Annotated in this window: 17 protein-coding genes; 9 read left to right on the top strand and 8 right to left on the bottom strand. The window is 60.5% G+C overall.

Translation table 11 applies throughout. The features are described from left to right. Positions 1 to 140: 140 nt before the first annotated feature. Positions 141 to 1,517 carry a dihydrolipoyl dehydrogenase gene (gene lpdA / locus DW189_RS02055; protein WP_117506697.1) on the top strand — a complete coding sequence of 459 codons (1,377 nt, stop codon included), beginning with the start codon at positions 141 to 143 and terminating at the stop codon, positions 1,515 to 1,517. Between the two features lie 138 nt (positions 1,518 to 1,655). Here the strand turns inward: lpdA and DW189_RS02050 are convergent, their stop codons facing one another. From DW189_RS02050 to DW189_RS02035, 4 genes are all read right to left on the bottom strand, one after another. Continuing rightward, positions 1,656 to 3,692, bottom strand: a complete 2,037-nt coding sequence (locus tag DW189_RS02050; protein ID WP_232045591.1) for a sensor histidine kinase — start codon at positions 3,690 to 3,692, stop codon at positions 1,656 to 1,658. 105 nt (positions 3,693 to 3,797) lie between these two features. After that, positions 3,798 to 3,986, bottom strand: coding sequence for a hypothetical protein (locus DW189_RS02045; RefSeq protein WP_117506695.1), 189 nt, complete (start codon positions 3,984 to 3,986; stop codon positions 3,798 to 3,800). 25 nt (positions 3,987 to 4,011) lie between these two features. Next, positions 4,012 to 4,776 carry a tRNA pseudouridine(38-40) synthase TruA gene (gene truA / locus DW189_RS02040; RefSeq protein WP_117506694.1) on the bottom strand — a complete coding sequence of 255 codons (765 nt, stop codon included), beginning with the start codon at positions 4,774 to 4,776 and terminating at the stop codon, positions 4,012 to 4,014. Between the two features lie 40 nt (positions 4,777 to 4,816). Next, entirely contained in the window at positions 4,817 to 6,247 is a 1,431-nt protein-coding gene (locus DW189_RS02035) for an aspartate ammonia-lyase (RefSeq protein ID WP_117506693.1), read from the bottom strand. A 365-nt stretch (positions 6,248 to 6,612) separates the two neighbouring features. Between DW189_RS02035 and dapB the strand changes: the two genes are divergently transcribed. Genes dapB through DW189_RS01995 form a run of 8 tightly spaced genes read left to right on the top strand, consistent with a single transcriptional unit; the run spans position 6,613 to position 15,025 of the window. Continuing rightward, positions 6,613 to 7,368 (top strand): 4-hydroxy-tetrahydrodipicolinate reductase, encoded by a 756-nt coding sequence (gene dapB / locus DW189_RS02030; RefSeq protein WP_117506692.1) that lies wholly within the window; start codon positions 6,613 to 6,615, stop codon positions 7,366 to 7,368. Between the two features lie 14 nt (positions 7,369 to 7,382). After that, positions 7,383 to 8,735 (top strand): signal peptidase I, encoded by a 1,353-nt coding sequence (gene lepB, locus DW189_RS02025; RefSeq protein ID WP_117506691.1) that lies wholly within the window; start codon positions 7,383 to 7,385, stop codon positions 8,733 to 8,735. Positions 8,736 to 8,738: 3 nt separating this feature from the next. Next, positions 8,739 to 9,344 (top strand): IMPACT family protein, encoded by a 606-nt coding sequence (locus DW189_RS02020; protein ID WP_055210448.1) that lies wholly within the window; start codon positions 8,739 to 8,741, stop codon positions 9,342 to 9,344. Continuing rightward, positions 9,345 to 12,134 carry an excinuclease ABC subunit UvrA gene (gene uvrA / locus DW189_RS02015; protein ID WP_117506690.1) on the top strand — a complete coding sequence of 930 codons (2,790 nt, stop codon included), beginning with the start codon at positions 9,345 to 9,347 and terminating at the stop codon, positions 12,132 to 12,134. A 47-nt stretch (positions 12,135 to 12,181) separates the two neighbouring features. Further along, positions 12,182 to 13,396 (top strand): M16 family metallopeptidase, encoded by a 1,215-nt coding sequence (locus DW189_RS02010; RefSeq protein WP_117506689.1) that lies wholly within the window; start codon positions 12,182 to 12,184, stop codon positions 13,394 to 13,396. A gap of 7 nt (positions 13,397 to 13,403) precedes the next feature. After that, complete coding sequence (locus DW189_RS02005; RefSeq protein WP_117506688.1) at positions 13,404 to 14,000, top strand: type 1 glutamine amidotransferase family protein; 597 nt, start codon at positions 13,404 to 13,406, stop codon at positions 13,998 to 14,000. Then, positions 14,000 to 14,647 (top strand): O-methyltransferase, encoded by a 648-nt coding sequence (locus tag DW189_RS02000; RefSeq protein WP_117506687.1) that lies wholly within the window; start codon positions 14,000 to 14,002, stop codon positions 14,645 to 14,647. Before DW189_RS02005 ends, DW189_RS02000 begins: the two co-directional genes overlap by 1 nt. 57 nt (positions 14,648 to 14,704) lie before the next feature. Next, the gene (locus DW189_RS01995; protein ID WP_022333104.1) at positions 14,705 to 15,025 is read left to right on the top strand and encodes a nucleotide pyrophosphohydrolase; all 321 of its coding nucleotides are present in this window, start codon (positions 14,705 to 14,707) and stop codon (positions 15,023 to 15,025) included. Between the two features lie 278 nt (positions 15,026 to 15,303). Here DW189_RS01995 and DW189_RS01990 read toward each other — a convergent pair whose 3' ends face one another. The 4 genes from DW189_RS01990 to DW189_RS01975 all read right to left on the bottom strand — a co-directional run bounded on the left by DW189_RS01990 (position 15,304) and on the right by DW189_RS01975 (position 20,884). Next, on the bottom strand, positions 15,304 to 17,541 hold the full coding sequence (locus DW189_RS01990; protein WP_117506686.1) for a M56 family metallopeptidase: 2,238 nt from the start codon (positions 17,539 to 17,541) through the stop codon (positions 15,304 to 15,306). Beyond that, the gene (locus tag DW189_RS01985; RefSeq protein WP_018697198.1) at positions 17,541 to 17,924 is read right to left on the bottom strand and encodes a BlaI/MecI/CopY family transcriptional regulator; all 384 of its coding nucleotides are present in this window, start codon (positions 17,922 to 17,924) and stop codon (positions 17,541 to 17,543) included. The genes DW189_RS01990 and DW189_RS01985 overlap by 1 nt, the downstream gene beginning before the upstream one ends. A gap of 147 nt (positions 17,925 to 18,071) precedes the next feature. Then, positions 18,072 to 18,983, bottom strand: a complete 912-nt coding sequence (locus DW189_RS01980; protein ID WP_174760558.1) for a hypothetical protein — start codon at positions 18,981 to 18,983, stop codon at positions 18,072 to 18,074. Positions 18,984 to 19,141: 158 nt separating this feature from the next. After that, on the bottom strand, positions 19,142 to 20,884 hold the full coding sequence (locus tag DW189_RS01975) for a phospho-sugar mutase (protein ID WP_117506685.1): 1,743 nt from the start codon (positions 20,882 to 20,884) through the stop codon (positions 19,142 to 19,144). Positions 20,885 to 21,097 lie beyond the last annotated feature (213 nt).

The raw sequence follows: 21,097 nt of genomic DNA, 5'->3' as shown, positions 1-21,097 counted from the left end.
ACCGGGCCTCACAACCCGATAAAAGATCCGGGAGAGGGAAACGGTGCATGGCAGGAGTGGGAACGCCATATACTTTAAAACCGCACGGATTTCCATGAAACGAGTATGAAGATATCACTTAATAAAACCTCACAGACTCCATGAAATACGACATCATCATCGTGGGCAGCGGCCCGGGCGGTTATGTAGCGGCGATACGCGCTGCGCAGTTAGGTAAAAAGGTGGCGCTCGTGGAGCGTTCGGAACCGGGAGGCGTCTGCCTCAACTGGGGCTGCATCCCGACCAAGGCGCTGCTGAAAAGCGCACAGGTCTACACTTATTGCAAATCGGCCGAACATTACGGGATCTCACTCACGGGCGAGGTGCATCCCAATCTGGAAAAAATCGTGGCGCGCTCGCGCGGCGTGGCCGAAACCATGTCCAAGGGCGTGGCCTTCCTGCTGAAGAAAAACAACATAGACCTCATACAGGGCTTCGGGCGCCTGACGGCGGCAGGCAGGCTCGACGTCGGCGGCACGCACTACGATGCCGACCATATCATCCTCGCCACGGGGGCGCGCCCGCGCGAAATGGCGTTCATGCCCGTCGACGGCGAGCACGTGATCTCGTCGCGCCAGGCGCTGACGCTCACCCGGCTGCCCGAAACAATGGTCGTCGTGGGTTCGGGCGCCATCGGCAGCGAGTTCGCGTGGTTCTACGCCGCGCTGGGCGTGAAGGTCACCGTGGTGGAGTACATGCCCCGCATGATGCCGCTCGAGGACGAGGAGGTATCGAAGGCGATGGAGCGCGCATTCCGCAAACTGCGGGCGGCGGTGATGACCTCGACGACCGTGAAATCGGTCAGGGTCAACGCCGAAGGGCGTTGCGAGGTCGAGATCGAGGGCAAAAAGGGCCCCGAAACCCTGACGGCGGACATCGTGCTCTCGGCCGTGGGGATCAAGTCCAACATTGAGGGGATCGGCCTCGAAGAGCTGGGTATCGCCGTGGAGCGCGACAAAGTGCTCGTCGACCAATTCTACCGCACCAATGTCCCGGGCGTGTACGCCATCGGCGACATCGTGGGCGGCCCGGCGCTGGCACACGTGGCCTCGGCCGAGGGCATCTGCTGCGTAGAGGCCATCTGCGGCCTCGATCCCGCCCCGGTGGATTATTCGGCCATCCCGTCGTGCGTATTCACCTCGCCCGAGGTGGCTTCGGTCGGCATGACCGAGCAGCAGGCGCAGGAGCGGGGTGTCGCCTATAAGGTAGGGCGTTTCCCGTTCACGGCTTCGGGCAAGGCGACCGCCGCGGGCGACCGCGACGGCTTCGTGAAACTCCTCTTCGGCGAGGACGACACCCTGCTGGGGGCGCACATGGTCGGACAGAACGTCACCGAGATGATCGCCGAGCCGACGCTGGCTCGGATGCTGGGTGCCACGGCACACCGGATCGCCCGCACGATACATGCACACCCCACGATGAACGAAGGGGTCATGGAGGCGGCCGAGGCGGCATTGGGGGAGGCGATACACCTCTAACCCGCATGGCAGACAAAACGCCCCTCCGGTAACGAGGGGCGTTTTGTTATAACGGTATTTCCACAGGGCGACACACCGATCCGGCTGCAGGTTCACAAACGCCGCACGACGTCAGAAACCCGTTCCGGAAACCGCAGGTCAGGCATCCCGGAGCGTCACCACGAACCGTGCGCCCCCGGTATAGGAGGTGTCGAGGACAATCGTACCGCCCAGTTTCTCCACGATCAGCCGGCAGAGGCTCAAGCCCAATCCCAGCCCCTGCGCAAAGGGATCGCCCTTGTAGAAGCGATCGAAAACCTTTTCCGCCAGCCCGGGTTCCACGCCGCAACCCGTGTCGGTGACCGACAAGGTCAGCGTATCGGGCCCCGTCAGGCCGCATTCGACCGTCACGGATCCCTGTTCGGTGAATTTGACGGCATTCTTCAGCAACTCGCGTACGAGCAGCGACACATAACTCCGGTGCAACGGGAATACGATCTCCGGGGCCGCGAGCTCCAGCCGGTATTCCACGCCCTCCTTTACGGGCAGGTGTTCCATTTCGGCGCGGATAATCTTGCTGATGTCGAGCAGCTTCCGGGGCATTTCGGCACTCGTATTATCCAGCTGCGACACTTCGAGCATATCGTTGATGAGCGAAGTGAAGAGCTGCGTATTGTCGCGGATGATCTGTGCGAACTCCCGGCGTTCCTCCTCCGTGAGATCCTCCCCGGCGATCAGCTCGGCAAAACCGCTTATGGCATTGAGCGGCGTACGTATTTCGTGGCTCATCGAACCCATGAAATCCCGCTTGAGCCGCTCGCTCTCCTGCGCGCGCTGCGATTCGACCGACAGGTTGTGCTGCAGGTGCTTGATGTGCAGCAGGTTCCGCCACAGGTAGACAACGGCGATGACGGCCAGCAGCAGGATAGTCAGGGCGAAGTAGAGCGAGTTCTGCCGTTTTTGCGCCAACAGCAATGCTTTATCACGCTCCGCCTTGTCCAGTCCGTACTGCACTTCCAGTTCGCCCACCTTCTCGGCATACCTGTGCGACGAGAGCGAGTCGCGCAGGCCGACCACTTCGTTATAAACCCCGCATGCCTCCTTGTAGCGTCCCATGCGCTCGAGGATCTTGCCCTTGTTGGCGTATATCGTCACCAACTGCGACGTAACACCGCCCGGACGCAACTGTACCGTCAGCGAATCGAGGTAAGCCAGCGCCCTGGGGTAATCGCCCCGGCGGTTGTAATACTCTGCGCTGATCGTATAGAATCCCTGCCTGTTGGTCAGCAGGTTGCCCGCATCCGCCGCCGCGGAGTCCGCGAAACGGCGGTAACGCTCATAATACGCCTGCAGATTGCGCTCGTCGAGCAGCGGCGAGGTACACATCGTGTAATAGCAGACCAAATAGGACATCTCCTTGGAAATATAGGGCCTGCGCCGCACGATCTCCGGATCGCGGTAATAATCGTCGAGCATCGCAAGGTAACCGTCGGCCGCATGCACCAGCCCGCTTTGATCCTTTACACTGCTGTAAGCCGCAATCAGGCAGGTAATCAGGTTGGCATGGAAATTCCGGCGTGCCGTGGGGCGCATCCGCTCCAGAAGGGCGAGTTCGTCGTTCCAGAAAGGCAGGCCGCGCTCCATCTGCAGGTTTCCTTCGGCCGAGACCAGCCTGAAGGCGGCTATGCCTTTCAGGAAGAGCCGCGACGCCTCTTCGTACACATCGCCCGGAGGCAATGTCCGTACCGAGTCGATATATTCACGGCACAGCCGCGCGGACTCCTCCGCCCCGGCAACCTGTATCCTGCGTGCCAGCTCCACCATGCGGTAATAAGCCCCGAGCCCCTCCATGCCGCTGCCCCGCATCAACGGTTCCGCCTGCGCCAGCACCCGGGCGAGCGAATCCCCGGCACCGGGCGAAGAGATGTAATGCGAAGCGAGCGACCCCAGCGACGCCCCGACGGCAAATCCGTCCCCGACGGCGGCGGCCTCGTCGAACAGTTTGCGGCTGTAATACAATTCGTCTTCCGACGAGTCGTTCAGGTCTTTCAGGTTCAGCAGGATATCGACCCGTTTGCGGGCATCCGGCTCCGATTGGCAAGCAGATTTCAGCGAATCTATGAGATGCGCCGGAGGTGTCGCGGAAGAAGTGGCCATCCATCCGACAGCCAACAGCGTCCACAGGGATTTTTTCATACAAGTTGGAATTGGCTTCCAAATATAGCTATTTAATTCCCAATATCAAAAAAACGAGGGAGGTTTCCTGGCGGAACCTCCCTCATTTCGAATCCTTTCAGTTTTTTACCTGAACCACTCCTGCAAGTGGTCTTTGGCGTAGAAGTAATACACCGCAAAACCCAGCCAGCTGGTGAGCAGCACCACGATCGAAGCGATCACCTTGCCCGCGGTCGAAATGTTTTTCTTGAAGATGTCCATCACGCACCATATTGCGCAGAAGACACCGATAAGCCAAATAACAGTCCCAATCATAGTCGATAATATTTATTTATTAAAATCAGTAAAATACCTTACGTTCAAACACGTCCGCCGGATAGACCACGTCGCTCAGGAAAAGCCCCTGCGCAGGGGCGCCGCCGCTCGAGCGCGACAAGTCGCGGCTTTCAACGATCTCGCGGAACTGCTGCGGGCTATAACGCCCGCGCCCCACGTCGACCAGCGTCCCGACCAGCGACCTCACCATGTTGCGCAGGAAACGGTCGGCACGGATCGTAAAGCAGAGCACGCCCTGCCCGTCGACCGTCCATGCCGCGTGCATGACGCGGCAGATGTTGGTCTTGTTGTTCGAATTGAGCTTGGCGAACGACGTAAAATCGTCGTAGCGCAGCAGCGATGCCGCCGCCTCGTTCATCCGCCCGACATCCAGCGGCACGTAATACTGCCACGTCGTGCCCCGCGTAAAAGGGTTCTTGCGCGGCTCGATGTAGTAGCGGTATTCGCGCTCGCGCGCCGCGAAACGGGCGTGCGCACCGTCGTCCACGGGCGTCATGCTTCCCACGGCAATGTCCCCCGGCAGCAGGAAATTCAGTTTGTAGACCGTCTGCGCCGGATCGGGCACGGGGGCCGCACAATCGAAATGCGCCACATAATAGGAGGCGTTGACACCCGTATCGGTACGCCCCGCCCCCGTCACCTCGATTTTCTCGCGCAACAGGGTAGCGAGCGCCCGCTCGAGCGTCTGCTGCACCGACGGCATGTCGGGCTGCCGCTGCCAGCCGCAATAGGCGGCCCCGTTGTACCTGAGTTCCAGAAAATAGCGCATCGCGATCGGAGTGGTTTGCGCAAAAATACAAAAAAATCGGTTAGCGCCGCGGTTTTATGTCCAGTTTTACGGGATGAATCATATTCTCGGGGCGGAGCACCTCGTCCAGTTCGTCGCGGTTCAGGATGCCGTGTTCGAGCACCAGCTCGTAGACGCCGCGCCCGGTTTCCAGCGCCTCCTTGGCGATCTTCGTGGAGTTCTTGTAGCCGATGATCGGGTTGAGCGCCGTCACCACGCCGATGCTGTTACGGACATATTGCAGGCACTTCTCCTCGTTGGCCGTAATGCCGTCAACGCAGCGGATGCGCAGCGTGTCGAAGCCGTTGATCAGCAGTTCGGCCGACTCGAAACAGCACTGCGCCATCACCGGCTCCATGGCGTTGAGCTCCATCTGCGCCGCCTCGTCGGCCATCGTCACGCACAACTCGTTGCCGATGACCTTGAAGGCGATCTGGTTCATCACCTCGGGAATCACGGGGTTGACCTTGCCGGGCATGATCGACGAACCGGGCTGGCGTGCCGGGAGGTTGAACTCGCCCAGTCCGCAGCGGGGCCCCGACGACAGCAGCCGCAGGTCGTTGCAGATCTTGTTCATCTTCGACGCGATGCGCTTCATCGCCGAGGAGTAGCCGACCATGCAGACCGTATCGGACGTCGCTCCGACGAGGTCTTCGGCCAGCGTCACGTCCCAGCCGGTGATCTCCCGGATAGCCGCCGTACAGCGCTCGGCATAGCCCGGCTCGGCGCAGATGCCCGTGCCGATGGCCGTGGCGCCCATGTTGATCGACAGGAATTCCTGCGCCGCGTGGTCGAGGTTGTCGACCTCGCCCCGCAGGACGCTCGCAAAACCGTGGAACGTCTGCCCGAGGGTCATGGGTACGGCGTCCTGCAACTGCGTGCGCCCCATCTTGAGCACGCGGGCGAACTCGTCGCCCTTGCGGGCAAAGGCTGCGATCAGCGCTTCGAGGTGCCGGCGCAGTTCGAGGTGCGTGGCGTAGAGCCCGAGGTGGATGGCCGAAGGGTAGGTGTCGTTGGTCGACTGCGAACAGTTGACGTGGTCGTTGGGCGAGCAGTACTGATATTCGCCGCGCGCGTGCCCCATGATCTCCAGCGCACGGTTGGCGATGACCTCGTTGGCGTTCATGTTGGTCGTGGTGCCCGCGCCGCCCTGAATCATATCCACGGGGAAAAACTCGTGGAACCTGCCCGCCATGATTTCGCGGCAGGCCTGCGATATGGCTCCGAAAAGTTCGTCGGAGAGAAGCCCCATCGCGTGGTTGGCGATGGCGGCACCCAGTTTGACGATGGCCAGCCCCTCGATGAAACGCGGGTATTCGCACAGGCGAAATTTGCTGATGGCGAAATTCTCCAGTCCGCGCATGGTCTGCACGCCGTACAATACGTTGTCCGGCACTTCTACGCAACCGAGCAGGTCGCATTCGGTGCGTGTTTTCTTTGATTCGTTTTTCATATCCCTTACAATATAAAAATATTTCGACTTGTTTCTATTTCACATTAAAAGCTGAAAGCAGCAGAAAGTTAACAATTATTTCTCAAATAAAGAAGTATTTCGCATTTTCGTGCCAAAATCGACGAGAAGGACGGAGGAGAAGCAGGGCGGAGGTATGCCGTGCGGGCGCCGATTCCCCCGAAAAATAAACCGCACGGCCACAACCGCCAAATAAATTTGGCAGTCGGCGCAGCTTGTATTATCTTTGCGAACAATAAATTCCCGCTTAGGCAGGCGGCCCCGGCAGCGTGCAGGCAAAGTCTGCACCTGCGCCCGGCTCCGCAGCCCCCGTACGGGATTTGCACGACTTTATAATCCGGAAAAATATGAAAGCAGCTATCATAGGTTACGGCAAGATGGGGCGCGAGATCGAGAAGATACTCCTCGAACGCGGCCACAGCGTAGCGCTCGTGATCGACACGGACAACGCGTCCGACCTGAACGCCGCCAACCTCGCACAGGCGGACGTGGCGCTGGAATTCACCATGCCCACGACCGCCTACGGCAATATCCGCACCTGCATCGAGAACGCCATCCCCGTGGTGAGCGGCACGACGGGCTGGACGGATCGTCTGGCGGAGCTCCAGGAACTGTGCCGCGAGAAGGGCGGGGCGCTGTTCTACGCCTCGAACTACTGCCTGGGGGTAAACCTGATGTTCCGCCTCAACCGCCAACTGGCGGAGATGATCGGCCGCGTGGGCGGCTACGGCGTACGCATCGGGGAGGTACACCACACCCAGAAGAAGGATGCGCCGAGCGGTACGGCCATCACGCTGGCCGAGGGCGTCATCGCCGGCCTGCCCGCCAAGACGGAGTGGGTGAACTACGCCCCGGGGATCGAACACGCCGCGAACCGCATCGGAAGCCCCGCGGAAGCGACGCCGGAACAAGTCGTGATCGGCTCCGTACGCGAGGGCATGGTACCGGGCATACACACCGTGACCTACGAGTCGGAGGACGATATTCTCGAGCTGAAACATACGATTAAGAACCGCCGCACGTTAGCAATGGGGGCCGTAATAGCCGCCGAGTTCCTTTGCGGCAAACAGGGCGTCTACTCGATGGACGACCTGCTGAAATAAGATAAGATTAGGACATGGGAAAGATCAAGGCATTCTTCCGTAACAAATGGGTCGGCTTCACGCTCGCCTCGCTGCTCTACACGCTGTGGTTCGTCGTATGGACGGGCAACCTATGGATGCTGCTGGGGCTGGTGGTGATCTTCGACCTCTACATTTCGAAGTTCTTCTACCGCTACGTGTGGTGCCACAACGTGCGCCTCTGCCAGCGGAGCAAGACCTACAAGACCGTCTACGAATGGGTCAACGCCATCATCTTCGCCACGGTGGTGGCGTCGCTGGTGCACATCTTCATCTTCCAGATGTACGTCATCCCCACCTCGTCGATGGAAAAGTCGCTGCTGATCGGCGACTACCTCTACGTGAGCAAGGTGACCTACGGTCCGCAGATGCCCAACACGCCGCTGTCGTTCCCGTTCGTACACCACACGATGCCCTTTTCGAAGACGAAAAAATCGTTCTCCGAGGCGGTCAAGTGGCCGTACCACCGACTCAAGGGGCTGCGCAGGATCAAACGCAACGACGTGGTAGTCTTCAATTTCCCGGCGGGTGACACCGTACTGCTCGAGAACCAGGCCGTGACCTACTACGACGTGCTGCGCGGCTACGAAGAGTCGTTCGGCAAGGAGGAGGGACGCAAGCGCCTCACGGAGAAGTACACCATCGTCAGCCGCCCGGTGGACAAGCGCGAGAATTACATCAAGCGCTGCGTCGCCATCCCGGGCGATTCGCTCGAAGTGCGCGACGGGCAGGTGTGGGTCAACGGATCGCCGCAGGAGCCGTTACCCGGCATCCAGTACCAGTATGTCGTACAGGTCACGTCGCCCCTGACGCAATATGCCCTCGACAACCTCGGCATCACGGAATATACCGGCAACGGTTCGATGTACTACATGTTCCTCACGGACGAAGCGGCCGAAAAGGTCAAGGCCCTCGGCAACGTGCTCTCCGTGCGCCGTTATATCTACACGCCCAACACGGACGTTTTCCCGCAGTGGGCGGAGCCGCGCTGGAGCCAGGACAACTACGGGCCGATCTGGATTCCGCAGAAGGGCGCCACGGTGCAGCTCACGGCCGAAAACCTGCCTCTGTACCGCCGCATCATCGAAACCTACGAAGGGCATGAGCTCGAAGAACGCGACGGGCGCATCTACATCGACGACGCCGAGGCCGGCAGTTACACGTTCGGCATGGATTACTACTGGATGATGGGCGACAACCGCCACAACTCGGCCGACTCGCGCTTCTGGGGCTTCGTGCCCGAAGACCACATCGTCGGCAAGGCTTCGTTCGTATGGCTGTCGCTCGACGCGAACAAGTCGTTCCCGTCGAATATCCGCTGGGAGCGCCTCTTCAAGAAAGTACGCTAAAGGGTGGAAGCAGGGGACAGCTATCTGACGATCGCGGCACCCGCCGAGGCGGCATCGAGGGAGCGGAGCAGCAAATTCCTCGCCTATGCCTATCCCGTGCAGGACGAGGGACAGATACGCGAAATACTCGACGCCCTGCGCAAGAGATACTACGACGCCACACACCATTGCTATGCGTGGAGGCTCGGGCCCGGGGGTGAGCATTTCCGCGCCAATGACGACGGGGAGCCTTCGGGGACGGCCGGGCGGCCGATCCTCGGACAGTTGCTCGCGAACTCGCTGACGGACTGCCTGGTGGTAGTCGTCCGCTATTTCGGCGGCACGAAACTGGGCGTCCCGGGGCTGATCGCAGCCTACCGGGAGTCGGCGGCCGCGGCGATCGGGGCCGCCCGGATCGTGGAGCGCACCGTCGACCGCACCGTCCGCGTGGAGTTTCCCTACATCGTCCTGAACAACATCATGCGCGTCGTGAAGGAGCAGCAGCCGAAAATCGTATCGCAGGAGTTCGACAACCTGTGCACGATGGTCTTCGCCATCCGCGAAAGCCGTGCGGCGGAACTGATTGAAAAACTGAAAAAAGCCGGGGGATCCGTCCCCGAAGAGCAATAAATGGCACACGAAAAATCCATCTATATCAAAGGTGCGCGGGTGCACAACCTCAAGAATATCGAGGTGGAGATCCCGCACGAAAAGCTGGTCGTCGTCACGGGCCTGTCGGGCTCGGGAAAATCGACGCTGGCCTTCGACACGATCTTCGCCGAAGGGCAGCGCCGCTATGTCGAGAGCCTCTCGGCCTATGCGCGCCAATTCCTCGGGAAGATCAGCAAGCCCGACGTGGACATCATCACGGGCATCGCGCCGGCCATCGCCATCGAACAGAAAGTCAACACGCGCAATCCCCGTTCGACGGTGGGTACCACGACCGAAATATACGACTACCTGAAGCTGCTCTACGCCCGCATCGGGCACACTTTTTCGCCCGTGTCGGGGCAGGAGGTGCGCTGTTACAGCGTGGACGACGTGGCGGCCTACATCCAGCAGCAGGGCGAGGGCGGCCGCGTCGTGATCGCGGCGCCGCTCACGCTGGGCAGGGGGCAGGGGATCATCGAGAAACTCACGCTGCTGCTCTCCGACGGCCTGATGCGCGTCTGGACGAAGGGCGAAACGCGGCTCATCGAGGATATCCTGCCCCAGGTCGACGAAAAGACCCGGGCGGAGGAGATCCTCGTGGTCATAGACCGGGCACGCATCGCCGCGGACGACGATACGCAGACCCGCATGCGGGACTCCGTAGCCCGGGCGTTCTCCTACGGCGAGGGGATCTGCACGGTCATCACCGACAAGGGCGCCACGGAGTTCTCGTCGCGCTTCGAGGCCGACGGCATCCAGTTCGAGCACCCCTCGGAACACCTTTTCAGTTTCAACAACCCGCTGGGGGCATGTCCCCGGTGCGAGGGGTACGGCAAGGTGATCGGCATCGACGAAGACCTGGTGATCCCCGACAAGAGCAAGACCATCTACGAGGACGCCGTGGCCTGCTGGCGCGGCGAGACGATGCGCAAGTGGAAGGAGCAGCTGGTGGAGAACGCCTACAAGTTCGATTTTCCGATCCATACGCCGTTCCATGAACTGACGCAGGAGCAGAAACGCCTGTTGTGGCGCGGCAACGAATATTTCCACGGGCTGGACGACTTTTTCGCCTACATCGACTCGGAACGCCGCAAGATTCAGTTCCGCGTAATGAAAGCCCGCTATACGGGCAAGACCACCTGCCCCGAATGCGGCGGCTGCCGCCTGCGCAGGGAGGCGCTCTACGTGAAGGTGGGCGGCAAGACCGTCGCCGACCTGGTGGTGATGCCGGTCGACGAACTGATCGCGTTCTTCGCCGGGCTGGAACTGGACGGGCACGACACGAAGACCGCGGCGCGAATCCTCGTGGAAATCCGCAACCGCCTGCAATACCTGGCCGACGTGGGGCTGGGCTACCTGACGCTCGACCGCCTTTCGTCGACCCTATCGGGCGGCGAAAGCCAGCGCATCAACCTCTCGACGTCGCTGGGCAGCAACCTCACGGGGTCGCTCTACATCCTCGACGAGCCTTCGATCGGCCTGCACCCGCGCGACACGAACCGCCTGATCAAGGTCTTGCAGCAACTGCGCGACCTGGGCAACACGGTGATCGTCGTGGAGCACGAGGAGGAGGTGATCCGCGCCGCCGACTACATCGTCGACATCGGCCCCAAGGCGGGCTACAACGGCGGCGAGGTGGTCTTCAGCGGCACGCTGCCCCAACTGCTCAAAAGCAGGAAGAGCCTCACGGCCGACTACCTGACCGGGCGCCGCGCGATAGCGCCCCCCGCCACCGAACGCGGCTGGAGCAACTCGATCCTCATCGAAGGGGCGCGTGAGAACAACCTGCGCAACATCGACGTGCGGATTCCGCTGGGCGTCATGACCTGCATCACGGGCGTGAGCGGCAGCGGCAAGTCGTCGCTGGCCAAGGGCATCCTTTACCCGGCGCTGCGGCGCCTGCTCTTCGACACGGGCATCAAGCCCGGCGACTTCGACGGCATCGGCGGCGACGTGCAGTTGCTCAGGTCGGTCGAGATGATCGACCAGAACCCGATCGGCAAGTCATCGCGGTCGAACCCCGTGACCTATATCAAGGCCTATGACGAGATCCGCAAGCTGTTCGCCGACCAGCCCTACGCCCAGCATACGGGACTGGGGGCGTCGTCCTTCTCGTTCAACATCGCGGGAGGCCGCTGCGAAGAGTGCCAGGGCGAGGGGGTCATCAAGGTCTCGATGCAGTTCATGGCCGACGTCGAACTGGTGTGCGAGGCCTGCGGCGGCAAGCGTTTCCGCGACGAGATACTCGAAGTGAAATACCGCGGCAAGTCGATCTACGACGTGCTGGAGATGACCGTCGACGACGCCATCGCGTTTTTCGGCGAGGACAGAAAGGACTCGACCTGCAAACGCATCGTCGAACGGCTCAAACCGTTGCAGGACGTGGGGCTGGGTTACATCAAGCTCGGGCAGTCGTCGTCGACCCTTTCGGGCGGCGAGAGCCAGCGCGTGAAGCTGGCATCGTTCCTGACCAAGGACAGCGCCCAGGGCGGCGTGATGTTCATCTTCGACGAGCCGACGACGGGGCTGCATTTCCACGACATCAACAAGCTGCTGGCGGCATTCAACGCCCTGATCGAACGGGGGCACACGATCGTCATCGTGGAGCACAACATGGACGTCATCAAATGCGCCGACTGGGTCGTCGACCTCGGGCCCGAAGCCGGCACGGGCGGCGGCAGGGTCGTATTCGAGGGCACGCCCCGCAACCTGGAGCAATGCCCGGCGAGTTACACGGGAAAATACCTCCGCCTGCGTACGAAATTATAACGAACACCGCCCCTGTAAAGGCGGAAATTCCCCGACAAGCAACAACAATGGAATTCTTCACATACCGACTCCCCAACGGCATCAGGGGCATCCACCGCCAGGTGAAAAGCAACGTGGCGCACTGTGCACTGGTCATCAACGCCGGCAGCCGCGACGAGCATCCCGACCAGTACGGGCTGGCGCATCTGACCGAACATGCGTTTTTCAAAGGCACGCAGCGCCGCCGTGCCTGGCAGGTCAACTGCCGGCTGGAAAACCTCGGCGGCGAGCTCAACGCCTTCACCACCAAGGAGGACACGACCATACACGCCACGACGCTGCGCGGCGACTTCCCCAGGGCGGCCGAACTGATCGCCGACGTAGCCTTCCGCTCGACCTTCCCCGAGCGGGAACTGGAACGCGAAAAGGAGGTGATCGCGGACGAGATAAACACCTACAAGGATTCGCCTGCCGACCTGATCTACGATACGTTCGAGGACATGCTCTTCGCAGGGTCGGAGCTGGGGCACAACATCCTGGGGCGCAAGAATGCGCTCGCACGCTACGACGGGGAGGCGATACGCGCCTTCACGGGCCGCACGCACACCACCGACCAGATGGTATTCTCGTCGATCGGGAACTTCTCGGCCAAAACCGCCGAAGCCGTCGCGGCACGTTATTTCGCCGAGCAGGCGGCTTCGGCACGCGGCTTCGGCAGGGTAGCCCCGGCACCCTGCGCGGCCTTCGAAAAGACAGTCGTGAAGCACACGCACCAGACGCACTGCATCATCGGCAACCGCGCCTACGGCATCGGCGAGGAAAAGCGGCTGCCGCTGGCACTGCTGATTAACATCCTCGGCGGGCCGTGCGCCAACTCACTGCTCAACGTCGTGGTACGCGAGAAGAACGGGCTGTCGTACAACATCGAAGCCAGCTACACGCCGTACAGCGACTCGGGCATCGTGGCGATCTACTTCAGCTCCGAAAACGGCAATACGGCGCAGTGCATCGACCTGATCGAAGGAGAACTGCACAGGCTGCGCACGACGCCGCTCACCGCACGCCAGCTGTCGATGGCGAAAAAACAGTTCATCGCACAGCTGGCCATATCGAGCGAGAGCAACGAAGGGTACATGCTGGGAGCCGGAAAAAGTTTCCTGACGCACGACGACGTGGATACCATGGAACAGGTCTACGCCAAGGTGCGCGCACTGACCGCCGCGCAGCTCACCGAGGTCGCCGAAGAAGTTTTCTCCGGCATGTCGAGACTCATCTATAAATAATAGGGATATGGAAAAGGAGATCGTATTCGTCCTGCTCGACGATTTCGCAGACTGGGAGGCGGCATTCCTCGCCCCGGCGCTGCGGGCGGGCACGATGCCGGGACGCCCGGCATCCTACGGCGTGAAATACATGACACCCGACGGCCGTCCCGTCCGGTCGATCGGCGGGTTGCGGGCCGCGGCCGACTGCGACGCCTCGGCGCTGCCCGAAGCGTGCGCAGGGCTGATCCTCGTCGGGGGTATGCAGTGGCAGTCGGAGGCGGCGCAACGGATCGTGCCGCTCGTCGGCGAAGCGCTTGCGCGCGGGATCGTCGTCGGCGCCATCTGCAATGCCGCGTCGTTCCTGGCCGCACACGGCTTCCTGAACGGTATCCGGCACACGGGCAACACCCTCGGAATGCTGCAAAAGTGGGGCGGGGCAAACTATACGGGCGAAGCGCTCTACGAGGAGCGGCAGGCCGTGCGCGACGGCAACGTCGTAACGGCCAACGGCACCGGACAACTGGAATTCACCTGCGAATGCCTGCTCGCCCTCGCGGCCGACACCCCTGAGGCCATCGAAGCGTCGTACAAGTTCAACAAGGAAGGGTTCTGCAAGCAGTAATGGACGCGCTCGAACAATACATCCACGACCACACCTCGCCCGAAGAGGAGTTGCTGCACGAGCTCGACCGTGAGACCAACCTGCGGGTCGTACAGCCCCGCATGTTGTCGGGCCATATACAGGGGCGCCTGCTGGAGATGCTCGTGCGGATGCTCCGGCCACGGCGCATCCTCGAGATCGGCACCTTCACGGGGTATTCGGCGCTCTCGATGGCCGCAGGGCTCGAAGAGGGCGGGGAACTGCACACCATCGAGGTGGAGGACGAGCTGGAAGAGCTGGCGCAATCCTTTTTCGACCGCAGCCCGCACGGCGCGAAGATCCGGCTGCACATCGGCTCGGCACTCGACATCGCCCCGGCGCTGGGCATGGAATTCGACCTGGTATTCATCGACGGGGATAAACGCGAGTATCCGGACTACTACCGGATGCTGATGGGGGACGGCGGCACCGCCCCCCTGGTTCACAGCGGCTCGGTGCTGATCGCGGACAACATCCTCTGGTCGGGCAAGGTCGTGCAGCCCATAGCCCGCAGCGACCGCCACACGCAGGCCGTGGTGGAGTTCAACCGCATGGTCTCCGAAGATCCGCGGGTCGAAAACGTGATCATCCCCCTGCGCGACGGGCTGAACCTGATACGGGTAAAATAAGCCGGGAAATAGCAGGGAGCGGGATTTTTTCGTACCTTTCGGGAAAAATCAGCAACGATGGAACTGAGTGAATTGCAGCAACGGGTAGACGCATGGATCAGGCAGTACGGCGTGCGCTACTTCAGCGAGTTGACGAACATGACCGTGCTCACCGAAGAGGTGGGGGAGCTGGCACGCATCATGGCACGCAAATACGGCGACCAGTCGTTCAAGGAGGGGGAGAAATGCAACCTCGCCGATGAAATGGCCGATGTGTTATGGGTACTGGTATGCCTTGCGAACCAGACGGGTGTAGACCTCACGGCGGCAGTGGAGGCGAATTTCGCCAAGAAAACCTCGCGCGACAAAGAGCGGCACCTGCACAATCCGAAGCTCTGACCCCGAAAAACCGCCTGTCCCAGGAGTCATTCCGAAACCACGGCCGCACCGCGGCACAAAACACCCCGCGCAAGGCCAAGGGCTCCGTACGGGGTGTCCGCTTATGGTAAATCGGTAAACCGGCCGTTGTCAGCCGTGCGTTGGCTGGCGTCGGTCTGGGGTGGCGATCCGGAATAACGGAGGACGGAAAGCGGTCTGCCGGCGGTCTGAGGCGGCGATCCGGGGTGCCGGATACCGGACACCGGCCAACTGCCAACGGGCGGCGGCAGGGTGTTCGACTATCGGGAAACGTGGGGTTCGGCTTCGGAAATCTTCAGCGGAACGGCCCGCATGACCACCTGGCGCTGGGCATCGGAAAGCTCCCCGTAAGGCTTCCCGAACTGCCGCTGCGCCAAGTGGGTACGGATATCGTCGAATGCCTGCGCAATGCGATTCTGAACATCGAGATAACTGTCGAACGGGGTGTCGCTCGCCGTCTGCAACGATACGATCCCCTGGCTCACGGGGTATTCCATCTTCCCGCCGCCCGGTAGGTCGAATTCCGTCACCACCTTCTCGGCCAGCCCGGAGTTGTCGGACACATTGCGTACAAACGCCCCGACGCGCGACGTGAGCTCACGGGGGTCGATGAGCTCCAATGCGTCAGCCGTCCCGACCATCATCTTCCCGTTCCCGTTTAGCAGCACCAGAAAAACATTGCGCTCCTTGACCCGGATCTCAGGCCGTACCGTAGAGCTATCTTCCCCCGCGGCACTGCCGGGCACGACCGCCAGCACGTCGGCAACCACATTTACGCCCGGAGAAGAAGCGGAGCGGGGCGGCAGCATGCGCATAACCATGCGCTCATCGGTTCCGTTATACATGACCCGCAGGATATTGGCAGCACGCAAAGCTTGTTTTATGTCGGTCACAACGCCCATTTTCGCCTCTTTCCCTGCTATAATCCAGGCACCGACATCGGCGGGCGAACGCTCGCCGCGCCAAGCCACGAGTTTCGGCTCCAGCTCGGCAACGGATACGGGGCCTCCGTTCAGCAGGATATTGCCGTCGGGCAATACCTGTATCAGGGCGGTATTCAGCGATGTTTCCACAACATTTTCCATCTCGCGGCTCCAGCCGAGGCCGGAATCGCCGGCCAGGAAACGATACCATTTACCGAAGGAAAGCATGGACGCATTGCTGAAACCGGCATCGAAGCACTCGAAGTTCCGGCCGGCAGGGTTCACGACCAGGCTGTCGCAGCGTATTTCCGTAAGCACCTCCTTCAAGGCCGGGTCGGGCGTTCCATCCCGGAAGCGGGCTTGTACGTTACCGGCGAATATCATTGTCCGGACATCCGACGGATAGGCCCTGTCAGAGCGGAGCACCTCCAGTTGCCCCGCGGCACCGAAGGTCACGGTCTTGCCGACGGCAGCAGCAGGGCTGCCGGATGCGTCGGACGTCAGGAGCACCTGCATGTCCGCACGGTCGGACTCGGAAAGTTTGGCGCGTTCGGCCGCGACATAGCCCGCCAGTCGGTCGATGGATACGGGACGCCCGTTGAACGTCACCGTCCTGTCGGCGGAGATATGGATACGGGAGGCAGTGCCCGGCTCGGAAGATCCGGAGGTTTTGGTCGTAAAGCTGCAAAGCATCATCATCCCGGCCACCACGGGGATGGCCGCACCGAAGCGCACGAATGCGAACCGGCGCCTTGTGAATTGTGTCATCATGGCAAATCGGTTTTTTGTGAGTGAATGATTCAACCCGCAGGCTATATCCGGATTATAACCGAAGAGTTGACGGAAAATGATCGTCCTGTATTCCGTGAGGCCGTACCCCGCATCGAGCACGTCGCGGTCGGCCTCCCACTCCTGCACCTCCGAAAGCCAGCGCCCGGCGATCCAGACAAAGGGATTGAACCAGAAGAGGCTGCGCACCAGTTCGAGCGCGATGCGTTCGGCGGAGTGGCGGTGGCGCACATGGCTCGCCTCGTGGCAGACCACGATCTCGCGGCGGCGGCCTTCGTAACCCTCGCCCAGAAATACCGTCCGCAGAAACGAAAAGGGCGTCCCGACGCGAGGATTCTCCGCCACGGCATATGCGCCGCAATCGGTGATCCGCGAACGGCGGCGCAGACGTCTGATCCCGAGGATGCGCACGGCAAGGATCGCAAGCGACACCGCGGCGGTCAGCAGGTACAATGCGGCCGCGGCGATGCGTGCCACGCGTCCCCAGTCGGTGGCAGGGGCCGTTGTGCGCACAACGGCGGCCGGCTGACCCGCCTCCGCGACGAAAGGTTCTTCGGCAGGCGGGACGGCCTGTGAGGCAACCAGCGGCAGCGGATCGGCCTCCGTACGGGCGGGGTAGAGGGGGATATCGAGCGCGGGGATCGCCGCCGAAAGCAGCATTGCCGCCACGAGGTAACGGCGACAGGCCGCGAAGGAGACTTTGCGGACGAGCAGCAGCCGGTAGAATGCCAGCAGCATACCGCTGCAAAAGAACACTTCGAGCAGGTACAGGGCAGGGGATTTCATCACTTGCGGTTTTTGAGCATGTCCAGAATGGCGTCGGTCTCCTCCAGCGAAATGGCCTTGTGTTCGGAGAAGAACGAAACCAGCCGGCTGACGGAACCGCCGAAAAAATTATTCAGCACGGTGTCCATATAGCGGCGCGCATAGTCGTCCTTCGAGACGACGGGGTAGTATTCGTGGGTCTTGCCATAGGCCTTGTGTGCGACGAAGCCCTTTTTTTCGAGAATGCGGACGATGGTCGAAACGGTATTGTAGGCGGGTTTGGGTTCGTCCATCTCGTCGAGGATGCCGTGTACGACGGCGGCGCCCCTGTTCCACAATACCTGCATGATCTCCAGTTCGGCACGGGTCAGTTCCTGCGGCCGGTTCTTTACTATTCCTGTCATAACTATACTTTTAGTTGATTTACCTGCAACGAAGATAAAACTAATATTTTAGTTATACAACTATTTTTTTAATTATTTTGCCGGAAAACAAAAAAACTGCCCGCAATGCAATGCGGACAGAGTATCGGGCGAAGGGCAGCCCCGGGGCTATTCAGCCAACTCGACGCAGATCGCACCGTATTTACCCGCCAGCCCGTAGATTTGCACGGCCTCGACGGGCAGCATGTAGAAATAACGCATGGGCACTGCGGCATCTACCGAAAAAGCATCGGTATGGCAGATTTTCAGCCACGATTCGATCGTCGAGGGCTGGCCGCCGAAGACCACCAGGGGTATCCGGTCGGGGTATACATCCCCGAGGACAACCCCCTGGTCGGTATCGTACCGTGCCATTGTCCCGCGGTCGGTATGGACTTCGAGCGTGCGCAGGAACAGCCCGTCGATAAACTGGAAGACGCTGCCCGGGACACGTACCCCGTCGAGCACATAGACGGCTTTAGGAGACAACCGTCGCCACAGCTCCTCGGGCACCTGGAACATGGACACATCACCGCCGGCTCGGCGTACCGAATCATACTCGTCGCGCAGGGTATAGGTCGCAATGTGCTTGGGCACCGTGCGCCGTGTTCGCGCGGTTTCGTCATAGATACGGTTAGACCAGGTATACCCCGCAACATTGCCCAGCAGGTGGGGGCGGGCGCCCTTTTTCCGGTCGCGCTCGGTAAAAAATTTCAGCAGCCGCACCTTTTCGCGCCGGGTGGAGTCGGTAAGTTTCATGCGGCGATCCCGGATTTTGACCTTGCGGACGTTCCACAGGGTCACGGCGTCGTAAGCCGCGGCCTCCGTAGTGCGTTTCCGGTTGAGTTTATAGGCAAAGGGGCGGCCTGCGACGGCAGAATCTACGGCGACGGCGGGGAAGGGCTCATCGGCAAGTTCCTCGCGCTGCGCCTGGTCGAAGCGCAGCTCCGCCTCGTGCTTCTGCGGCTCCTGCGCCGACACGCCATGTACGGCCATCGCGGCGCCCAACAGGGCGACCAGCCGGATAAACAGATTTTTCATGCTACGGTCGCTTTACGCTACTAAAATTTTAGTAAAAATAAAACTAAAAATTTAGAAATACAAATTTTCGGGGCAAATAACGGCCTGGGAATAATTGGAAACGGCCATGAAAAAGCCCCGGCAAAATTGCCGGGGCCTTATGCAGCAGGGTAGCGCGGCTACTCCAGCTTGAGGTCTCTCTTGATGCCTTCGATCTTGGCGTCGAGCTCGGCCTGCACCTCATCGAAATCGGCAACCGACGCCAGGGGAGCCTTCACGCCGAAGTAGAACTTGATCTTGGGCTCCGTGCCCGACGGACGCACCGACACGGTCGTGCCGTCCTCGGTGAACCACTGGAGCACGTTGCTGCGATCCTGCACGATCGGGGTCATGGCGCCGCTCTTCACGTCGGTCGTTTCGAGCGTCAGGAAATCGTTGATCTTCACGACGGGCGATCCCAGGATCGTCTTGGGCGGGTTCGCGCGGAATTCGACCATCATCTTCTGAATCAGTTCGGCTCCCTCCTTACCCTTGCGGACGACCGACACAAGCCCTTCGCGGTAGAAACCGTATTTCACGTAAAGCTCCTGCAGCCACTCGTAGAGCGTCAGCCCCATCGTATTCATGGCCCACGCAGCGGCTTCGGCAGCCAGCGAGCAGGCCGATACGGCATCCTTGTCACGCACGTAATCCCCGGCAAGGTAGCCGAACGACTCTTCGCCGCCGCCGATATACTTGGCCTTGCCTTCGTTCTCGCGGATGATCTTGGCGATATACTTGAACCCCGTGAGGCAGTCGTAGCATTTCACCTTGAAATGGTCGGCCACGGCATTGGCCATCTGCGAGGTGACGATGGTCTTCACGACGTACTGGTTCCCGTCCAGCTCGCCGCGCTCGGCCCAGCGGGTCAGCTGGTAGCTCATCAGCAGCACCAACGTCTGGTTGCCGTTCAGCAGCACGTATTCGCCCTTCTTGTTGCGCAGGGCGACGCCGATACGGTCGGAATCGGGATCGGTAGCCAGGACGAGGTCGGCCCCCTCCCTGGCCGCGAGGTCGATAGCCATCGACATGGTCTTGCGCTCCTCGGGGTTGGGCGACTCGACGGTGGGGAAGTTCCCGTCGATGACGGCCTGCTCCTTCACCATGATGATGTTCGTGAAGCCGAATTTCCGCAGCGACGCGGGCACCAGGCGGACGCCTGCGCCGTGCATCGGGGAGTAGACGATCTTCATGTCGCGGTGCTTCTTCACGCTTTCGGGCGAGAGCGACAATTCGTGCACCTTATTTAAATAGATCTCGTCGAATTTCTCGTCGAGGATCGTGATGTTTTCGGGATTCTTACCCGTGAGTATCATGTCCACGTCGGTGATCTTCTCCACCTCGGCGATGATGTTCTTGTCGTGCGGCTCGGTAACCTGCGCGCCGTCCGTCCAGTAGGCCTTGTAACCGTTGTATTCCTTGGGGTTGTGCGAGGCGGTCACGACCACGCCCGAATGGCATTTCAGCTCGCGGATGGCGAAGCTCAGCTCGGGCGTCGGGCGCAGCGTATCGAACAGGAAAACGGTGAATCCGTTCGAGGCGAAAATGTCGGCCACATGCTCGGCGAACATGCGCGAATTGTTGCGGCTGTCGTGGCCGATCGCAACCCGGATCTGCTCGCCCGCGAAGTTCTTCTTGAGATAGTTCGAAAGCCCCTGTGTAGCAGCCCCCACCGTGTAGACGTTCATGCGGTTGGTGCCCACTCCCATGATGCCGCGCAGGCCGCCCGTACCGAATTCGAGGTCTTTGTAGAAACTCTCGGTGAGTTCTTTCATATCGTTATCGATCAGGTATTTAACCTGCTTTTTGGTAGCTTCGTCATAGTGGCCGTCAAGCCATGCCTGCGCTTTTTTCAGCACCAATTGTTCCAGTTCGTTAGCCATAAGTTTTATTGGTTTTATTTATAACTTGATTATAGGACTGCCTAAAAAATTGATATGCAAATATACGAAATTTATTTCTATTATTCACTATCAGGGAGTTAAAATTGAATGTCCGGAAACCGTTGTTTTTCTATATATAAAAAAAGTGAAAATACAACACCTTTTTGGAAATCTTTTTGCAAAATTATTCACAACTTTGTCACATCAAAAACA

Source organism: Alistipes sp. AM16-43 (assembly GCF_003435745.1).
Lineage (GTDB): Bacteria > Bacteroidota > Bacteroidia > Bacteroidales > Rikenellaceae > Alistipes > Alistipes onderdonkii.
The sequence above is the reverse complement of the archived record's forward strand: the minus strand, read 5'-3'. Positions and strand labels throughout refer to the sequence as shown.